Source organism: Pseudofulvibacter geojedonensis (genome assembly GCF_042675745.1).
GTDB lineage: Bacteria > Bacteroidota > Bacteroidia > Flavobacteriales > Flavobacteriaceae > Pseudofulvibacter > Pseudofulvibacter geojedonensis.
Genome location: NZ_JBHTJM010000002.1, coordinates 311,712 through 329,082 on the forward strand (window position 1 = coordinate 311,712; position 17,371 = coordinate 329,082).

Annotated in this window: 14 protein-coding genes; 13 read left to right on the forward strand and 1 reads right to left on the reverse strand. The window is 33.0% G+C overall.

Features of this window, described 5'->3' with window-relative positions; translation table 11 throughout:
• Positions 1-93 precede the first annotated feature (93 nt).
• From dnaA to ACFQ1O_RS02155, 3 genes are all read left to right on the forward strand, one after another.
• Positions 94-1,521 (forward strand): chromosomal replication initiator protein DnaA, encoded by a 1,428-nt coding sequence (dnaA, locus tag ACFQ1O_RS02145; RefSeq protein WP_377712828.1) that lies wholly within the window; start codon positions 94-96, stop codon positions 1,519-1,521.
• 103 nt (positions 1,522-1,624) lie between these two features.
• Positions 1,625-2,080, forward strand: coding sequence for a low molecular weight protein-tyrosine-phosphatase (locus ACFQ1O_RS02150; protein ID WP_377712830.1), 456 nt, complete (start codon positions 1,625-1,627; stop codon positions 2,078-2,080).
• 15 nt (positions 2,081-2,095) lie between these two features.
• A complete protein-coding gene (locus ACFQ1O_RS02155) occupies positions 2,096-2,806 on the forward strand; it encodes an SAM-dependent methyltransferase (RefSeq protein ID WP_377712832.1) in 711 nt (236 codons plus the stop codon).
• A 2-nt stretch (positions 2,807-2,808) separates the two neighbouring features.
• On the opposite strand, the gene ACFQ1O_RS02160 is transcribed toward ACFQ1O_RS02155, so the two are convergent.
• Complete coding sequence (locus ACFQ1O_RS02160; RefSeq protein ID WP_377712834.1) at positions 2,809-3,876, reverse strand: WD40/YVTN/BNR-like repeat-containing protein; 1,068 nt, start codon at positions 3,874-3,876, stop codon at positions 2,809-2,811.
• Between the two features lie 106 nt (positions 3,877-3,982).
• Here ACFQ1O_RS02160 and ACFQ1O_RS02165 point away from each other — a divergent pair, with 106 nt between their 5' ends.
• The 10 genes from ACFQ1O_RS02165 (at position 3,983) to ACFQ1O_RS02210 (ending at position 17,347) form a co-directional block, all read left to right on the forward strand.
• On the forward strand, positions 3,983-5,191 hold the full coding sequence (locus ACFQ1O_RS02165; RefSeq protein ID WP_377712836.1) for an RsmB/NOP family class I SAM-dependent RNA methyltransferase: 1,209 nt from the start codon (positions 3,983-3,985) through the stop codon (positions 5,189-5,191).
• A gap of 49 nt (positions 5,192-5,240) precedes the next feature.
• Positions 5,241-6,332: an endonuclease gene (locus tag ACFQ1O_RS02170; RefSeq protein ID WP_377712838.1), complete on the forward strand. Its 1,092-nt coding sequence runs from the start codon at positions 5,241-5,243 to the stop codon at positions 6,330-6,332.
• Positions 6,333-6,602: 270 nt separating this feature from the next.
• Positions 6,603-7,187, forward strand: coding sequence for a pseudouridine synthase (locus tag ACFQ1O_RS02175; RefSeq protein ID WP_377712840.1), 585 nt, complete (start codon positions 6,603-6,605; stop codon positions 7,185-7,187).
• A 101-nt stretch (positions 7,188-7,288) separates the two neighbouring features.
• Entirely contained in the window at positions 7,289-7,720 is a 432-nt protein-coding gene (locus ACFQ1O_RS02180) for a DUF1842 domain-containing protein (RefSeq protein WP_377712842.1), read from the forward strand.
• Between the two features lie 117 nt (positions 7,721-7,837).
• A complete protein-coding gene (gene purL / locus ACFQ1O_RS02185) occupies positions 7,838-11,503 on the forward strand; it encodes a phosphoribosylformylglycinamidine synthase (RefSeq protein ID WP_377712844.1) in 3,666 nt (1,221 codons plus the stop codon).
• A 92-nt stretch (positions 11,504-11,595) separates the two neighbouring features.
• Positions 11,596-12,084 carry a GNAT family N-acetyltransferase gene (locus ACFQ1O_RS02190; protein ID WP_377712846.1) on the forward strand — a complete coding sequence of 163 codons (489 nt, stop codon included), beginning with the start codon at positions 11,596-11,598 and terminating at the stop codon, positions 12,082-12,084.
• Between the two features lie 99 nt (positions 12,085-12,183).
• Complete coding sequence (locus tag ACFQ1O_RS02195; RefSeq protein ID WP_377712848.1) at positions 12,184-13,959, forward strand: AMP-dependent synthetase/ligase; 1,776 nt, start codon at positions 12,184-12,186, stop codon at positions 13,957-13,959.
• A 139-nt stretch (positions 13,960-14,098) separates the two neighbouring features.
• Positions 14,099-14,539 (forward strand): MarR family winged helix-turn-helix transcriptional regulator, encoded by a 441-nt coding sequence (locus ACFQ1O_RS02200; protein ID WP_377712850.1) that lies wholly within the window; start codon positions 14,099-14,101, stop codon positions 14,537-14,539.
• A gap of 11 nt (positions 14,540-14,550) precedes the next feature.
• Positions 14,551-16,956, forward strand: a complete 2,406-nt coding sequence (locus ACFQ1O_RS02205) for a 3-hydroxyacyl-CoA dehydrogenase/enoyl-CoA hydratase family protein (protein WP_377712852.1) — start codon at positions 14,551-14,553, stop codon at positions 16,954-16,956.
• A gap of 43 nt (positions 16,957-16,999) precedes the next feature.
• Entirely contained in the window at positions 17,000-17,347 is a 348-nt protein-coding gene (locus ACFQ1O_RS02210) for a four helix bundle protein (protein ID WP_377712855.1), read from the forward strand.
• Positions 17,348-17,371: the final 24 nt, after the last annotated feature.

A 17,371-nucleotide genomic window follows, 5' to 3' on the forward strand; every position in this document is an offset into this window, starting at 1 on the left:
TTCACATATTTGTCGTCCCCAAAAACCTTAAAGAGTCACTCTCTATAAAGTTTAACAACCAATAATTAAATAAAAACATTAAGACTATTTTACATGAGTAAAACTGCGCTATCAGTTTGGAAAAATTGTTTGTCTTTTATCGAGGACAATATACAGCCGCAAGCTTATAAAACTTGGTTTGAACCTATTCAACCAGTTAAGCTTACTGACAACGCATTGAGTATTCAAGTACCTAGTAAGTTCTTCTATGAATGGCTAGAAGAACACTACGTAAAATTATTAAAAGTAGCGCTTACTAAAGAATTGGGGGATACTGCCAAATTGTTATACATCATTAAGATGGAAAACACTTATGGCAATAAGCAACCTTTCACCGAAAAAATTCCTAGTGCTAACAGAACAGCAGTTCAACCACAAGAGGTTGATGTTCCGTTAAAAAACAAAAGTCCGGAGCTAAAAAACCCTTTTGTTATTCCTGGTATTAGAAACGTAAAAATTGAGTCGCAATTAAATCCGAATTACAATTTTGAAAATTTCTTAGAAGGTGATTCTAACCGTTTAGCAAGATCTGCAGGTTTAGCTGTTGCAAACAAACCGGGAGGAACCGCTTTTAACCCTCTTTTAATATTTGGTGGTGTAGGTTTAGGTAAAACACACTTGGCTCACGCGATTGGGGTTGATATTAAGGACAAGTATCCTGAAAAAACAGTTCTGTATATATCTGCAGAAAAATTTATTCAGCAATACACAGATGCTGTAAGAAAGAACAATAGAAATGATTTTATTCATTTCTATCAAATCATAGATATTTTAATTATTGATGATGTTCAATTCTTTTCTGGTAAAGCTGGAACACAAGATGTATTTTTTCACATCTTCAATCACTTGCATCAAAACGGAAAGCAAATTATCTTAACTTCAGATAAAGCTCCGGTTGACATGCAGGACATTGAACAACGATTACTATCTCGTTTTAAATGGGGGCTATCTGCAGAACTGCAACACCCTGATTTTGAAACAAGAGTAGCTATATTGCAAAACAAATTGTTTAGAGATGGTGTTGAAATACCTAATGATATAGTTGAATACGTTGCTAAAAATATTAAATCTAATGTTAGAGAACTAGAAGGTGCTATTGTATCATTAATTGCTCAATCTTCTTTCAATAAAAAAGAAATCACTTTAGATTTAGCCAAACAGATTGTAGAAAAATTTGTTAAGAACACCAAACGAGAAATTTCTATTGACTATATACAAAAAGTAGTTTCTGATTATTTCCAAATGGATGTAGATACTTTACAATCTAAAACTAGAAAACGTCATATTGTTCAAGCTAGACAATTGGCTATGTTTTTTGCTAAAAAGTTCACTAAGGCATCTTTAGCAAGCATTGGTAGCCAGATTGGAAAAAGAGACCACGCTACAGTATTACACGCTTGTAAAACTGTTGACAACTTAGCTCATACAGATAAGCAATTTAAAAAATACGTTGAAGATCTACAGAAAAAACTAACACTGTAGTTTATAAATACTAACTAACTTAAAAAAATCATCATCTTAACGTTGATGGTTTTTTTTTATGACCTAATAAAGTTATTTTTATACAACTTAACACCACTTTGATATGCAGAAAAAAATATTAATGGTTTGTCTTGGCAACATCTGTCGTTCTCCTTTAGCGGAAGGTATCTTAAAATCTAAAGTAAACTCAGAAGAAATTCTTGTTGACTCTGCTGGAACCTCTGCATATCATGCTGGAGAATTACCTGACAGAAGATCTATTCAGGTAGCAAAAAAATATGGTATAGATTTAACAGATCAGAGAAGCAGAGCTTTTACCAAGTCTGATTTTGAAAAATTTGACATTATCTATGCAATGGATATTTCTAACAAGAATAATATTTTAAAACTAGCAAATTCTAGTACAGACAAAGAAAAAGTAAAGCTAATTCTTAATGAAGCTAATCCAGGAATGAACCTAGAAGTTCCGGACCCTTATTATGGAGGTGATCAAGGATTTGAAAATGTATACCAAATGCTAGATGAAGCTTGCCAAGTAATTGCTGAAACTAAACTATAAAACACAACAATAAAGATGGAATTAACTGGAAAATTATATTTAATACCAACTACTTTAGGAGATACCGAACCTTTAGAAGTATTACCCATTTCTATAAAGAATGTATTAGAAATGACTAATGAGTTTATTGTTGAAAATGAAAAAACGGCACGCCGATTCATTAAAAGAGTAAGTCCTAAAAAATCTCAACCAGATTTAATTTTACACCCATTAAATAAATTTACTGATCCTGCCGAAATTCCTTCTTTTTTAAATTCTTGCTTAAAAGGAAAAGTAGTTGGTTTGCTTTCTGAAGCAGGATGCCCTGCTATAGCAGACCCAGGAGCAGATGTTGTTAGAATAGCTCATGAGAAAAACATTCAAGTAAGACCTCTAGTTGGCCCTTCTTCTATTTTGTTAGCTATGATGGGGTCAGGATTTAACGGGCAAAGCTTTGCTTTTAACGGGTACCTACCTATTGATAAAAGTGAAAGAAAGGCTGCTATTAAAAAGTTAGAAAAACTATCTGGCGATTATAATCAATCACAAATTTTTATAGAAACCCCATACAGGAATAATAAAATGCTAGAAGACCTATGTAGTACCTTACAAGGAAATACTCAAATATGTGTAGCCTGCGATTTAACCTTACCTTCTGAAGTAATCTTAACTAGAACAGCAAAAGAGTGGAAACATATAAAACTAGACTTTCATAAGCGCCCAGCAATATTTGTTGTTCAAAAATAATATTACTTAAACAATAATTTGGAAATCCTTCCTTTACCAGCTGCAAAAGCAATAGAATCGTTTACAAAACGAATTGTATAAAAGGGTTCATTAGATAGTTGTTTCCAATTTTCTCCCGCATCATTAGAATAAGTTATCCCTTTAAAACCTACAGCTACTAATTCTTGTGCACTACTGTTTGGTATGTATTGCACACAACTTCTATACCCAGGAGTTTTTTCGCTAGCAACTACTTTCCAAGTTTTACCTCCATCCTGAGTACGAACTTTATTCGCTAAGCTATCATTTGGCTTGTCATAAGCTCCACCTATAGCAAATCCATTCTTATCATCATAAAAATCAACACTGTACATTCCTTGAGTAGCCCCTCCCTGTATAATTGGCGTATTTATTTTACTCCAAGTTTCTCCTCTATCAGGGCTGTAAAGCACAACACTTTCCTTACCTCCAGTAATCATCCACGTTTTATCATCTACTATTGCAATGTTGGTATTACTCGCTGCAAAAGCACCAGTTCCTTCTTTCATAGCAGGCAAAACATCGCAAGATAATTTTTTCCAAGTCGCCCCACCATCTCTTGTAATAATAACCGACATACATCCGTTTATTTCATCACCTATAGCAATTCCTTCTTTTTCATTCCAGAACTTCATGCTATCGTAAAATACTTTCTCTCCATATTCTTCATAAACCAAATCAGATTCATAAAAAGAATTAATTTTATCATTCTTAGTAAACCTATATAACAATGCTGGATTTGAAACACTTAACATAAATAGGTTTTTACCTGAATAAGCAATAGACCTAAAAGAAGGAACAATACTATCTTTAACATATTTACCAATAATTCCAACTTTTCCCTCTTCAGATAAAGTTCCGAAAGAACCATTACTCGCAGCATAATAAACACCATTATCTATAACCTCAATAGCCCTAATACTAACAGAGTCTATTTTAGCCTCCTGTAAAATAGAAACTTCTGAAATAAACTTCTTTAAAGGTTTCTTTTCTTCTTTTTTACAAGAAAAGAAGAAAATTGATAATGTACTTAAGAATAATATTTGCTTCATTATGTAGGTTTTCGGTAAATATACAATACTTTTGCAGACTGTTATTTTTATAATATCAGGATTCATGAAGCATTAAATAAGTGTTTCTATCTTTTAATTACAGAATATGAGATTACACAGAAATTTAACCTTTGCAGTAATAGATAGCATTAGAGATATTTTTAATGAAGGTGTTTATGCAGATAAAGCTGTTGAAAAAGCGCTAAGAAGAGACAAACGTTGGGGTTCTAGAGACCGTAAATTTGTTGCAGAAACCATTTACGAAATCGTTAGATGGCAAAGATTATATGCTGAAATAGCTGAAGTGAATGCTCCATATTCTCGTCCTAATCTATGGAGATTATTTTCTGTATGGTGTGTATTAAAAGGTATTCCTTTACCAGATTGGAATCAGATAGAACCTACTCCTTCAAGAAGAATAAAAGGACGCTTTGACGAATTATCAAAAATTAGAAAGTTTAGAGAGTCTGTACCTGATTGGATTGATGAATTAGGAGTTGAAGAGTTAGGAGAAGAGAAATGGACTAAAGAATTAGCTATGCTAAACAAGCAAGCTGAAGTTATTTTAAGAGTTAATACGTTAAAAACAAACAAAAAAGATCTACAAAATAAGCTAAAAGAAGAAAACATAGATACTGTTACCTTACCTGATCACCCAGACGCTATTAAATTAGTAGAAAGAGCCAATGTTTTTAAAACAGAAGCTTTTAAAAATGGTTGGTTCGAAGTACAAGACGCTTCTTCACAATTAGTAGCTGCTTACCTCGATGTAAAACCTGGTATGAAAGTAGTAGATACTTGTGCAGGAGCTGGTGGTAAAACATTGCACTTAGCCTCTTTAATGGAAAACAAAGGCCAACTAATTGCCATGGATATTTACGAAAGTAAATTAAAAAAGTTAAAAGTTCGTGCCAGAAGAGGTGGCGTTCACAATGTAGATACTAGAGTTATTGATTCTACTAAACCTATAAAAAAGTTAATAGGAAAAGCAGATAGGGTTTTAATTGATGCTCCATGTAGTGGTTTAGGTGTTTTAAGACGTAATCCAGATTCTAAATGGAAATTACAACCTGAATTTTTAGATAATATTAGAAAAGTTCAACAAGAAATTTTAGTGAGTTATTCTAGAATGGTTAAGCCAGGCGGAAAGTTAGTATACGCTACCTGTTCGGTTTTACCTTCAGAAAATCAGAATCAAGTAAAAGCTTTTCTTGCTTCTAATGAGGATTTTACATTTATTTCAGATAAAAAAGTACTATCTTCGCAAAGCGGATACGATGGCTTTTATATGGCTTTACTAGAACGCAAAAAATAACAACTAAGAGATTTAGTGGTTTTCATCTCTTTTATTTAATTACTTATATATGAAAAAAATTACCCTATTATTACTTATGGTGGGCTTAGTTGCTCAAGCTCAAATACCAACTGGTTATTACGACCATGCAACGGGAACTGGTTACACGCTAAAAACACAATTAAAAAGAATTGTGAATGATGCTAATGACCCTGAGATCACAGTAAACGAGTATTTACACATGCCACAGTCTTATTCGTCATTATGGACATTATATCAAACTTCTGACGATAGAACAGATGGTTATGTTTGGGAAGTTTATAGCCAATGTAATTTTGTTTTTGGTACCGATCAAGACTCTGGTACAGGTGGTGGTACTGAATGTGATAAATACAACCGAGAACATACCTTTCCTAGAAGTTGGTATGGAGATGGAAGTACACATCCTATGAGAGCAGATGCTTTTCATGTACTACCTAGTGATAAAAAAGTTAATGCAGAAAGAGGGAATTTAGCATATGGTGAGGTTGCTACTGCCAATTACACGTCTAATAATGGTTCTCAAAGAGGTACAAGTAGTATCGCCGGACCAACTGGACAAGTTTTCGAACCAGCTGATGAATTTAAAGGAGATATCGCAAGAGGTTTATTTTATGTAGCCGTGCGTTACGAAGATGAAATTGCTACATGGGAAACAAATGACTCTGATGGTGATAGTATGTTAGATGGTAGTTCTAATAAAGTTTTTGAACAATGGGCTTTAGACATGCTGTACAGCTGGCATATTAACGACCCCGTAAGTCAAAAAGAAATTGACAGAAATAATGATATTTACAATCACCAGAATAACAGAAATCCTTTTATAGACAACCCATTATATGTTGCACAAATATGGGGAAGCGTTTTAGCTACAGAAGATTTCTCTAATACGAATAATGAGTTTAGCATGTTCCCTAACCCATTAAACAACAATATTCTTACTATTAAAAATGCTCAGAATTCAAATGTGTTAATTTTTGATGTATTGGGTAAAAAAGTATTTGAAAAAACAGTTCTAGAAAACACTTCTAGACTAAATTTATCTCAATTAAATAATGGGATGTATTTCGTTCAAATCGAAAATAAAAACAGTTCTGCTATCAAAAAACTAATAAAGAAGTAACAAGCTTTATTAACTATAAATAAGAAAGGGTTAGCAGTTTGCTAACCCTTTCTTATTTATGAAATATAATCTTATAAAAAAAATCTACTATTCCAGAGTCTAAGCTAGCTATAACAAAACGCTTGTTACCTTCTTGTAACCTGTCTGAAATATTTTCTTTAATTATTTATAAAAATTAATTTAACCATTAATACTCTTAATAATTTTACACTTCGAAAATATAAAAAATGTTCTAGTAAAGCGACCGCAAATCACTACTTTTGAAAACGAATGAGTAATACTTATATCATATACAAACCTTTCAACATGCTCAGTCAATTTACAAAAGAAGCTGAGCACCACAACACACTTGCTGATTTAGAGTTTGACTTCCCTAAAGACGTCTATCCAGTGGGCAGATTAGATTCTGATAGCGAAGGTTTATTAATTTTAACAAATGACAAAAGCTTAAACCAAAAGTTACTCAACCCTAAAAACAAAAAACCTAAAATTTATTGGGTTTTCGTAGAAGGTATTCCTTCAGAGGAGTCTCTTAAAAAGTTTAGAAACGGACTTACTATAAGTATCAAAGGAAAAAAACACCAAACAGATAGGGCTAAAGTTAAAAAACTAAAAGAAGTTTCTTTATTACCAATTCGAGTCCCAAATATTATAACCTATAGTCATAAAGAATACTGTTGGCTACAAGTTACTCTTACCGAAGGAAAATACCGTCAAGTACGAAAAATGTGTGCTGCAATAGGTCATCCAGTTTTGCGTTTAGTAAGGGTTGGAATTGCAAATTATACACTAGGAAAAGGTAAATTAAAAAAACTACAACCTGGCTCTGTAAAAGAACTAACAATTAAAATCTAACCAGGTATTAACCCCCATTTATAATAACACGAGTATCAACGCCTCTTTTTCATGTAATAAGAATTTAAGTTTGTTTTACTACTAATCTTAAAAGTAAAAACATGAAAACTGGATTATTTATTGTATCGTATGAAATTTCAACAGATTTATTAGGGGCTCCTTCTTTCGAAGTACATTTAACTGTATCTACTCCAAACGAAAGAGTAAATGGACAAGGTCAAATAACAAATGGATCTATTAACCCACCTTTACAAATTAACACTACTTTATCTGGAGACTATACTTACATGACTGTTATGCCTAATAACTCTCATATTTTAGTTACTGCAGAAGGCTACCCTACTATAAAATGGCCTCCTCATGGAGGAATTGGACCTGTTCTAATGCCAAACACCAAATTACGCATGGTATTAGAAGACAACTGGCAAAAAGGAACCGCTAGCTTTTCGTACTTAGACACAAGTGGTAATTGGCAAGAAGTTAAAGATGCCAAGGTCACAATCTTAAAAAACGAATTAGCTGCAGCAAACTAATTTATATTTTTAACAATTCTTAAAAGCGACTATTTTTAGTCGCTTTTTTTATGGGTAATAATCAAACAAAAATGTATTTTTGCACTTTCGAAATAACAACACAACAAAATCGTTACAATGATTCATTTCTTTGGAAACATCTCAACAAAAGTATTCGCAGTCCAGACTACTAGCGAACTTTCAAACGAAACTATTGAAAAGTTAACTTGGTTATTTGGTAACCAACCTAAAATAAACGCGGCGTCTCTTGACGCCTTTTTTGTTGGTCCTCGTGCCGCTATGATATCTCCTTGGAGTACTAATGCTACTGAGATTACTCAAAATATGGGTATCGATAAAATCATTAGAATTGAAGAATATCAAAGCGTTTCTGAAGATTTTTCAGATTTCGACCCTATGCTTTCTCAAAAATTTAATGGGTTAAATCAAGATATCTACACCATAGATATTCAACCAGAAGAAATCATTGAAATAACAGACATTGCTGCTTATAACCAGCAGGAAGGTTTAGCTTTAAGTGATGAAGAAGTTGAATACTTAGAAGGTTTAGCTACTAAAATAGGTAGAAAACTAACCGACTCTGAAGTATTTGGATTCTCTCAAGTAAATTCAGAACACTGTCGACACAAAATATTTAACGGTACATTTGTTATAGATGGAGAAGAAATGCCTTCTTCTTTATTCAAATTAATAAAGAAAACATCTGCAGAAAATCCTAACAATATTGTTTCTGCGTATAAAGATAATGTCGCTTTTATTAAAGGGCCTAAAGCAACTCAGTTTGCTCCTAAAAGTGCTGACAAACCAGATTACTACGAAGAAAAAGAATTCGAATCAGTAATCTCGTTAAAAGCAGAAACACACAACTTCCCTACTACAGTAGAACCTTTTAATGGTGCAGCAACTGGATCTGGAGGAGAAATTAGAGATCGTTTAGCAGGAGGAAAAGGTTCTTTACCTTTAGCAGGAACTGCAGTTTATATGACATCTTACTCTCGTTTAGAAGAAAACAGACCTTGGGAACAAGCAATGGATGAGCGTAAATGGTTATACCAAACACCAATGGATATCTTAATTAAAGCGTCTAATGGAGCATCAGATTTTGGTAATAAATTTGGTCAACCATTAATTACTGGTTCTGTATTAACTTTTGAACATGAAGAAGATGCTAGAAAATTAGGCTTTGACAAAGTTATTATGCAAGCCGGAGGTATTGGTTATGGTAAGGCAGAACAAGCATTAAAAGATACTCCAGAAAATGGAGACAAAATAGTAATATTAGGTGGTGAAAACTACCGAATTGGTATGGGTGGTGCTGCAGTATCTTCTGCAGATACTGGAGAGTTTAGCTCAGGAATCGAGTTAAATGCTATACAACGTTCTAACCCAGAAATGCAAAAACGTGCTGCTAACGCTGTTAGAGGAATGGTAGAAAGCGATATAAATACTATTGTTTCTATTCACGATCACGGAGCTGGTGGACACTTAAACTGTCTTTCAGAATTAGTAGAAGAAACTGGAGGTAAAATAGACTTAGATAAATTACCTGTCGGTGACCCTACGTTGTCGGCTAAAGAAATTATTGGTAATGAGTCTCAAGAACGTATGGGATTAGTTATTAGTAAAGATAATATTGACACCTTACAACGTATAGCAGAAAGAGAACGTTCTCCTATGTACGAAGTTGGTGATGTTACTAATGACGATCGCTTTACTTTTGAATCGGCTACAAACGGTGAAAAGCCTATGGATTTAGAATTATCAGATATGTTTGGTAGTTCTCCTAAAACCATCATGACCGATTCTTCTGTTACTAGAAACTACGACGACCTAAACTACGATGTAAAAAACATTAACGAATATTTAGAGCAAGTGCTACAATTAGAAGCAGTTGCTTGTAAAGATTGGTTAACTAACAAAGTAGATAGATGTGTTGGTGGTAGAGTTGCTAAACAACAATGTGCCGGACCATTACAACTACCATTAAACAATGTTGGTGTAATGGCTTTAGATTATAAATCTACTGAAGGAATTGCAACTTCTATAGGTCACGCTCCTGTTAGTGCTTTAATTGATCCTCTGGCAGGTAGTAGAAATGCCATTGCAGAATCATTATCAAATATTATTTGGGCTCCTTTAAAAGACGGGTTACAATCGGTTTCGCTTTCAGCTAACTGGATGTGGCCTTGTAAAAACGAAGGAGAAGACGCTCGTTTATACAAAGCCGTAAAAGGCATTTCAGATTTTGCTATCGAATTAGGTATTAACGTTCCTACCGGTAAAGATTCTTTATCAATGAAACAGAAATACCCTAACGAGGAAGTAATTTCTCCTGGTACTGTTGTTATTTCTGCTGCTGCTAACTGTAATGATATTAACAAAGTAGTTGAACCTGTTTTTAAAGCAGGTAAAGGAAACGTTTATTATATTAACTTATCTCAAGATAATTTTAAGTTAGGCGGATCTTCATTTGCTCAAGTAGTCAATAAAATAGGAAACGAAACATCTACTATTAAAGATGCTGCTAAATTCAAAACAGCATTCAACACTATACAAAACTTAATAAAAGATAATAAAATTGTTGCAGGACATGATGTTGCTTCTGGTGGTTTAATTACCACTTTGTTAGAATTATGTTTTGCATCAAACAATATTGGAGCAAACCTAGACTTAACTAAACTAGATGAAGCAGATTCAATTAAAGTATTATTTGCTGAAAATAACGGTATTGTTTTACAAGCTGATTCTAGTATAGAAGAAGTATTGACTCATAACAATGTAGAATTCTTCAATATTGGTGAGGTAACCAATACTAACGAAGTAAATATTATCAACCATACAGAAGCTTTCAATTTTAATGTTTCTGAATTACGTGATACTTGGTTTAGAACATCGGCTTTATTAGACGCTAAGCAATGTGCTAATAATAAAGCAGAAGAGCGTTTCATCAACTATAAGTATCAAGCTTTAGATTACACCTTCCCTACTCACTTTACTGGTAAATTAGCTGATGCTATTGGAACTCCTAAAGGAGATAGGCCAAAGGCTGCTATTATTCGTGAAAAAGGATCGAACTCGGAAAGAGAAATGGCAAACGCTATGTATCTAGCTGGTTTTGATGTAAAGGATGTTCATATGACCGATTTAATATCGGGTCGTGAAACTTTAGAAGACATTCAGTTTATTGGTGCTGTTGGAGGATTCTCTAACTCAGATGTTTTAGGTTCTGCTAAAGGATGGGCTGGAGCATTTAAATACAACGAAAAAGCAAATACGGCGCTAAAGAATTTCTTTGCTAGAAAAGACACCTTATCGGTAGGTATTTGTAACGGAGCACAATTATGGATGGAGTTAGATTTAATTAACCCTGATCATGATGTTCATGGTAAATTAATCCATAACGATTCACAAAAACACGAGAGTAACTTTACCTCTGTAACCATTCAAGAGAACAACTCGGTGATGTTAAAATCTTTAGCTGGAACAAAATTAGGAGTTTGGATTTCTCACGGTGAAGGTAAATTTAACTTGCCAGAAGATGAAGCTAATTATGAAATAGCTGCCAAATATGGTTACAATGGTTATCCAGCTAACCCTAACGGATCTGATTATAACGTAGCGATGATGAGTTCTAAAGACGGTAGGCATTTAGTTACTATGCCACATATTGAACGTTCTATTTTCCAATGGAACTGGGCTCATTATGTAGACGGTAGAAAAGATGAAGTTTCTCCTTGGTTAGAAGCTTTCGTGAATGCTAGAAAATGGATTGAAAATAATTAATACTTTATCAATCATAAAAGTTTATAAATTTAAAGACCTTACCTTTCTGTAAGGTCTTTTTTATCTTTACAATATCTCTAAAACTTCTTCTTATGCATCAATTCATTTCTATAGAAAATAATTTTCAGCAAGTTTTCAATCTAGCTACACAAATCTGGAACGATAATTATCAAGACATGATCTCTCAAGAACAAATAGATTATATGCTTAATTTAATGTATAACCCTGGGCGTATTCAAAAAGATATAGAAGAGGGTTTTGTTTGGGAGTTCATAAAACACAACAATGAAGTTATTGGATATTTAGCTTATGTTATAAAAGAAGACAATCGGGTGTTTTTAAGTAAAATATATTTAAAAAGTTCTGCCCAGGGACTAGGTTTAGGGAAACTTTCATTAAACCGAGTAATAAACTATGCTCAAAACAATAATTGCTCGGCAGTTTATTTAACAGTTAATAGAGGAAATGAAAAAGGCATAAGGGCATATAATAAATTTGGTTTTGAAATTATAGCTGAAGAAGACTTTGATATAGGCAATGGTTTTATAATGGATGATTATATTTTTGAATATAAATTATAAATATATACTATTCATTACTTAGTTTTTATTTACTTATTTATTTGAAAAGTATACTCTTTTTTATAATTTGCATAGTTCACAAACTAACTTCAAACCAATATGACCAAAATTACGCGTCTTTTTGACTTCCCTTATCATCAGTTAGAAAAATACAACTTAAGCAATGCTTTAGTAACTAAATATAACGGAGAATGGATTGCTACTTCTACACAGGAATATATAGATAAAGCAAATGCTATTAGTAGAGGTTTATTAAGATTAGGTGTAAAAGCTAATGACAAAGTAGCTATTATATCTATGACAAATAGAACCGAATGGAACATATGTGATATAGGTATATTACAAACAGGAGCACAAGATGTTCCTATTTACCCTACTATTAGCAAAGAAGATTACGAGTATGTGTTAAATCATAGTGAAGCTAGTTATTGTTTTGTTTCTTGTAAAGAAGTACTAGAAAAAATAAATGCTATCAAAAAAAATGTACCTAGCCTAAAAGAAGTATATTGTTTTGACACTATTGATGGATGTAAAAACTGGACTGAGGTTCTAGATCTCGGTAAAGATGATAGCAATCAAAACGAAGTAGAAGAGAGAAAGAATGCTGTAACAGAAAACGATCTGGCTACATTAATATATACATCTGGAACTACAGGTAGACCAAAAGGTGTTATGTTAAGCCATAAGAATATTGTTAGCAATGCTATGAACAGTGCCACAAGAGTACCAGTAGCTGAAGGTAATGCAAAAGCATTAAGTTTTCTTCCTGTCTGTCACATATACGAAAGAATGCTATTATATATGTACCAATACTTTGGAGTAAGTATTTATTTTGCCGAATCTTTAGAAACGATAAGTGATAACTTAAAAGAAATAAGTCCAGAAGTAATGACTGCTGTTCCTAGACTTTTAGAAAAGGTTTATGATAAAATATATGCTAAAGGAGCAGATTTAACTGGTATCAAGAAAAAATTATTTTTCTGGGCTATAGATTTAGGGTTAGAATATGAGCCTTATGGCGCTAATGGATCATGGTACGAGTTCAAACTCAAAATTGCTAGAAAATTAATCTTTTCTAAGTGGCAAGAAGCACTTGGTGGAAATTTAAAAGTAATTGCTTCTGGTAGTGCCGCTTTACAACCTCGTTTAGCTAGAGTATTTAGAGCTGCTGATATTCCTGTTATGGAAGGATACGGCCTTACCGAAACATCTCCAGTAGTATCTGTAAATGACGAACGCAATAGAGGCTTTAAAATCGGTACAGTCGGTAAATTATTACCAGAAACAGAGGTTAAAATTGCCGAAGATGGAGAAATCTTGGTAAAAGGACCTCAAGTAATGCAAGGTTATTATAAAGATGCTGAAAAAACTGCAGAAGTTTTAAAAGATGGGTATTTCCATACTGGAGATATTGGAGAGATAGACAGTGATGGCTTCTTAAAAATTACCGATCGTAAAAAAGAAATGTTTAAAACTTCAGGTGGTAAGTATGTAGCTCCTCAAGTTTTAGAAAATCAATTCAAACAATCACGCTTTATAGAACAAATAATGGTTGTAGGTGATGGAGAAAAAATGCCTGCCGCTTTAATTCAACCGAATTTTGAATTCATAACAGATTGGGCTGAAATACATAATATTGACTTAGGTAACACTCCTCAAGATCAGATTAGCAACCAACAACTTATCGATAGAATTCAAAAAGAAATTGATGAACACAATGTGAAATTTGGTAAATGGGAACAAGTTAAACGTTTCGAATTAACTCCTGATGTATGGAGTATAGAAGCGGGACATCTTACTCCTACCATGAAAATGAAACGTAAGATCATTAAAGAAAAATACATCGATTTATATAATAAAATATATGGTCATTAAAAAATAAGCCTCCAATTTGGAGGCTTATTTTTTTACAGTAAAGTCAATTAAAAATTTTAACAATCATATTATGCATGCATAGTATTTTTTTGTATATTTGAATGCATAAGTCGAAAATAAATATACAAAAATTTACTAAATGACTGACAATAAAACAATTGATCATGTGTTGCGAGCAACATGGCAAGCTGTGGCAAAGCTTTATAATGAAGAAGCTAGTAAATATGGTGCAACAATGGCTATAGCTTTTACCCTTCTTAATATTGATAAAGAAGGAACCCCTTCTACTTCACTAGGTCCAAAAATGGGTATGGAGGCAACTAGCTTGTCTCGTACACTTAAAAACATGGAAGAAAAAGGGTTAATACTAAGAAAGAAAAACCCAAATGATGGTAGGGGCGTTCTCATATTCTTAACAGAGTACGGTAAAGAAATGAGAAACGTATCTAAAGAAAAAGTAATAGATTTTAATTCTACCATAATTGATTCCATTGGAGAAGATAAAGTAAATACCTTTTATGAGGTAAGTAACCATATAGTCGATTTAATTCAACAAAGAAAAATTTTCACTAAAAGTTAAAAAACAATAAAATGCAAAGACGTATAAAAAAAGTTGCCGTTATTGGTTCTGGTATTATGGGAAGCGGAATTGCTTGTCATTTTGCCAATATAGGTACAGAAGTTTTATTGCTAGATATACTACCACGAGAACTCAATAAAAAAGAAACCGCTAAAGGTTTAAGCTTAGAGGATAAAGAGGTTAGAAACAGATTAGTTAACGATCAATTAACTGCTGCTTTAAAATCGAAGCCCTCTCCTATTTATCATAAAGATTTTGCAAGTAGAATTACTACTGGAAACCTTGAAGATGATTTACATAAAATAGCAGATGTAGATTGGATTATAGAAGTTGTAGTAGAGCGTTTAGACATTAAAAAATCTGTTTTTGAAAAAATTGAAAAATACAGAAAATCAGGTACATTAATTACAACTAATACATCTGGTATTCCTATTCAGTTTATGAATGAAGGAAGAAGTGAAGACTTCCAAAAGCATTTCTGCGGAACTCACTTTTTTAACCCAGCTAGATACTTAAAATTATTCGAGATTATTCCTGGTCCTAATACCTCACAAGAAGTATTAGACTTTTTAAATAGCTACGGAGAGCAGTTTTTAGGAAAAACATCTGTAGTAGCTAAAGATACTCCAGCCTTTATAGGTAACAGAATAGGTATATTTAGTATCATGAGTCTTTTTCATATGGTTAAGGAAATGGACTTAACTATTGAAGAAGTTGATAAGTTAAGTGGACCAGTAATTGGTAGACCTAAATCGGCTACTTTCCGAACAGTCGATGTAGTAGGATTAGATACCTTAGTACACGTTGCTAATGGAATTTATGAAAACTGCTCGAATGACGAAAGACATGACTTGTTCAAGCTTCCAGACTTCATTGACACTATGATTGAGAATAAATGGTTAGGAAGCAAAACAAAACAAGGATTTTATAAAAAAACTGTTAGCCCTGAAGGAAAAAAAGAGATCTTATCATTAGACTTAAACACTTTAGAGTATCGTTCTAAAAAAAGAGCAAGTTTTGCCACCTTAGAATTAACAAAGTCAATAGACAATGTAATAGATCGTTTTAAAGTTTTAGTTTCTGGTAAAGATAAAGCAGGTGAATTTTATCGAAAAAATTTATCAGCTTTATTTGCATATGTATCTAACAGAATACCAGAAATAGCAGATAATTTATACCAGATAGATGATGCTATGAAAGCAGGTTTTGGTTGGGAACACGGTCCTTTCCAGATTTGGGATGCAATAGGTGTCGAAAAAGCTATTGAAATGATGAAGGCTGAAGGTTATGAACCAGCAGCTTGGGTAACAGATATGATTGAAGCTGGTAATACTAGTTTTTACACAGTAAAAGACGGAGCTACATATTGCTATGATATAGCTTCGAAGTCTCAAAAGAAAAAACCTGGTCAAGATTCATTTATCATTTTAGATAATATTAGAAAAACTAATGAAGTTTACAAAAACTCTGGAGTTGTTGTAGAAGATTTAGGAGACGGTATTTTAAACTGTGAATTCCAATCTAAAATGAATTCTATTGGTGGTGATGTTTTAACAGGAATTAATAAAGCAATTGATTTAGCTGAAAAAGATTACCAAGGTTTAGTTATTGGAAACCAAGGAGCTAATTTCTCTGTAGGTGCCAATATTGGAATGATTTTTATGTTAGCCGTAGAGCAAGAGTATGATGAAATGAATATGGCTATTAAGTATTTCCAAGACACCACAATGCGTTTACGCTATTCATCTATTCCAACCGTTGTCGCCCCTCACGGAATGACATTAGGAGGAGGATGTGAGTTGGCTTTACATGCAGATAAAGTAGTAGCTGCTGCAGAGACTTACATTGGTTTAGTAGAATTTGGTGTAGGAGTTATACCAGGTGGAGGTGGTTCTAAAGAAATGGCTTTAAGAGCATCAGACACTTTTGCTAAAGGAGATGTTGAGTTAAATAGATTACAGGAATACTTCTTGACCGTTGGTATGGCTAAAGTAGCAACTTCTGCATATGAAGCTTACGATTTAGGTTTGTTACAAAAAGGAAAAGACCTAGTTGTAGTTAACAAAGATAGACAAATAGCTGTTGCAAAAGCGCACGCTAAATTAATGGCTGAGTCTGGTTACACTCAACCGGTAAGACGTAAAGATGTAAAAGTATTAGGAAAGCAAGCTTTAGGAATGTTCTTAGTAGGAACAGACTCTATGCAAGCAAGTAATTATATCTCAGAGCATGATCAGAAAATTGCTAATAAACTAGCTTACGTAATGGCTGGAGGTGATTTATCTGAGCCTACTAAAGTTTCTGAACAATATTTATTAGATCTAGAAAGAGAAGCTTTTATGAGTTTATGTACAGAACGAAAAACCTTAGAGCGTTTAGAACACATGTTAAAAAAAGGTAAACCACTTCGCAATTAGTAATTGCGATTAGTATTGAGATATTAGTAATAAGTAGTTAGAAATGCATAAAGTTGAAGAGTTAATCATTTGGAAAAAGTCAATTCTATTGGCTAAACTAACTTATCAATTAGTTTCTGAATTACCTTCATCTGAAAAATTCGGACTAACATCTCAAATAAAAAGGAGTGTTACTTCAATTCCTTCTAATATAGCTGAAGGAGCTGGCAGGAATTCTCAAAAAGAATTTAAACACTTTTTAAGCGTAGCAAATGGGTCTGCATATGAATTACAGACACAATTAATTTTAATAATAGAATTAAACCTAATTGATAAAAATAAAGTACAACCAATTATTGAACTGTGTATTGAAATACAAAAAATGAATTATGCTTTTCAACAAAAGTTATAACATTAATTACTCAATACTATAATC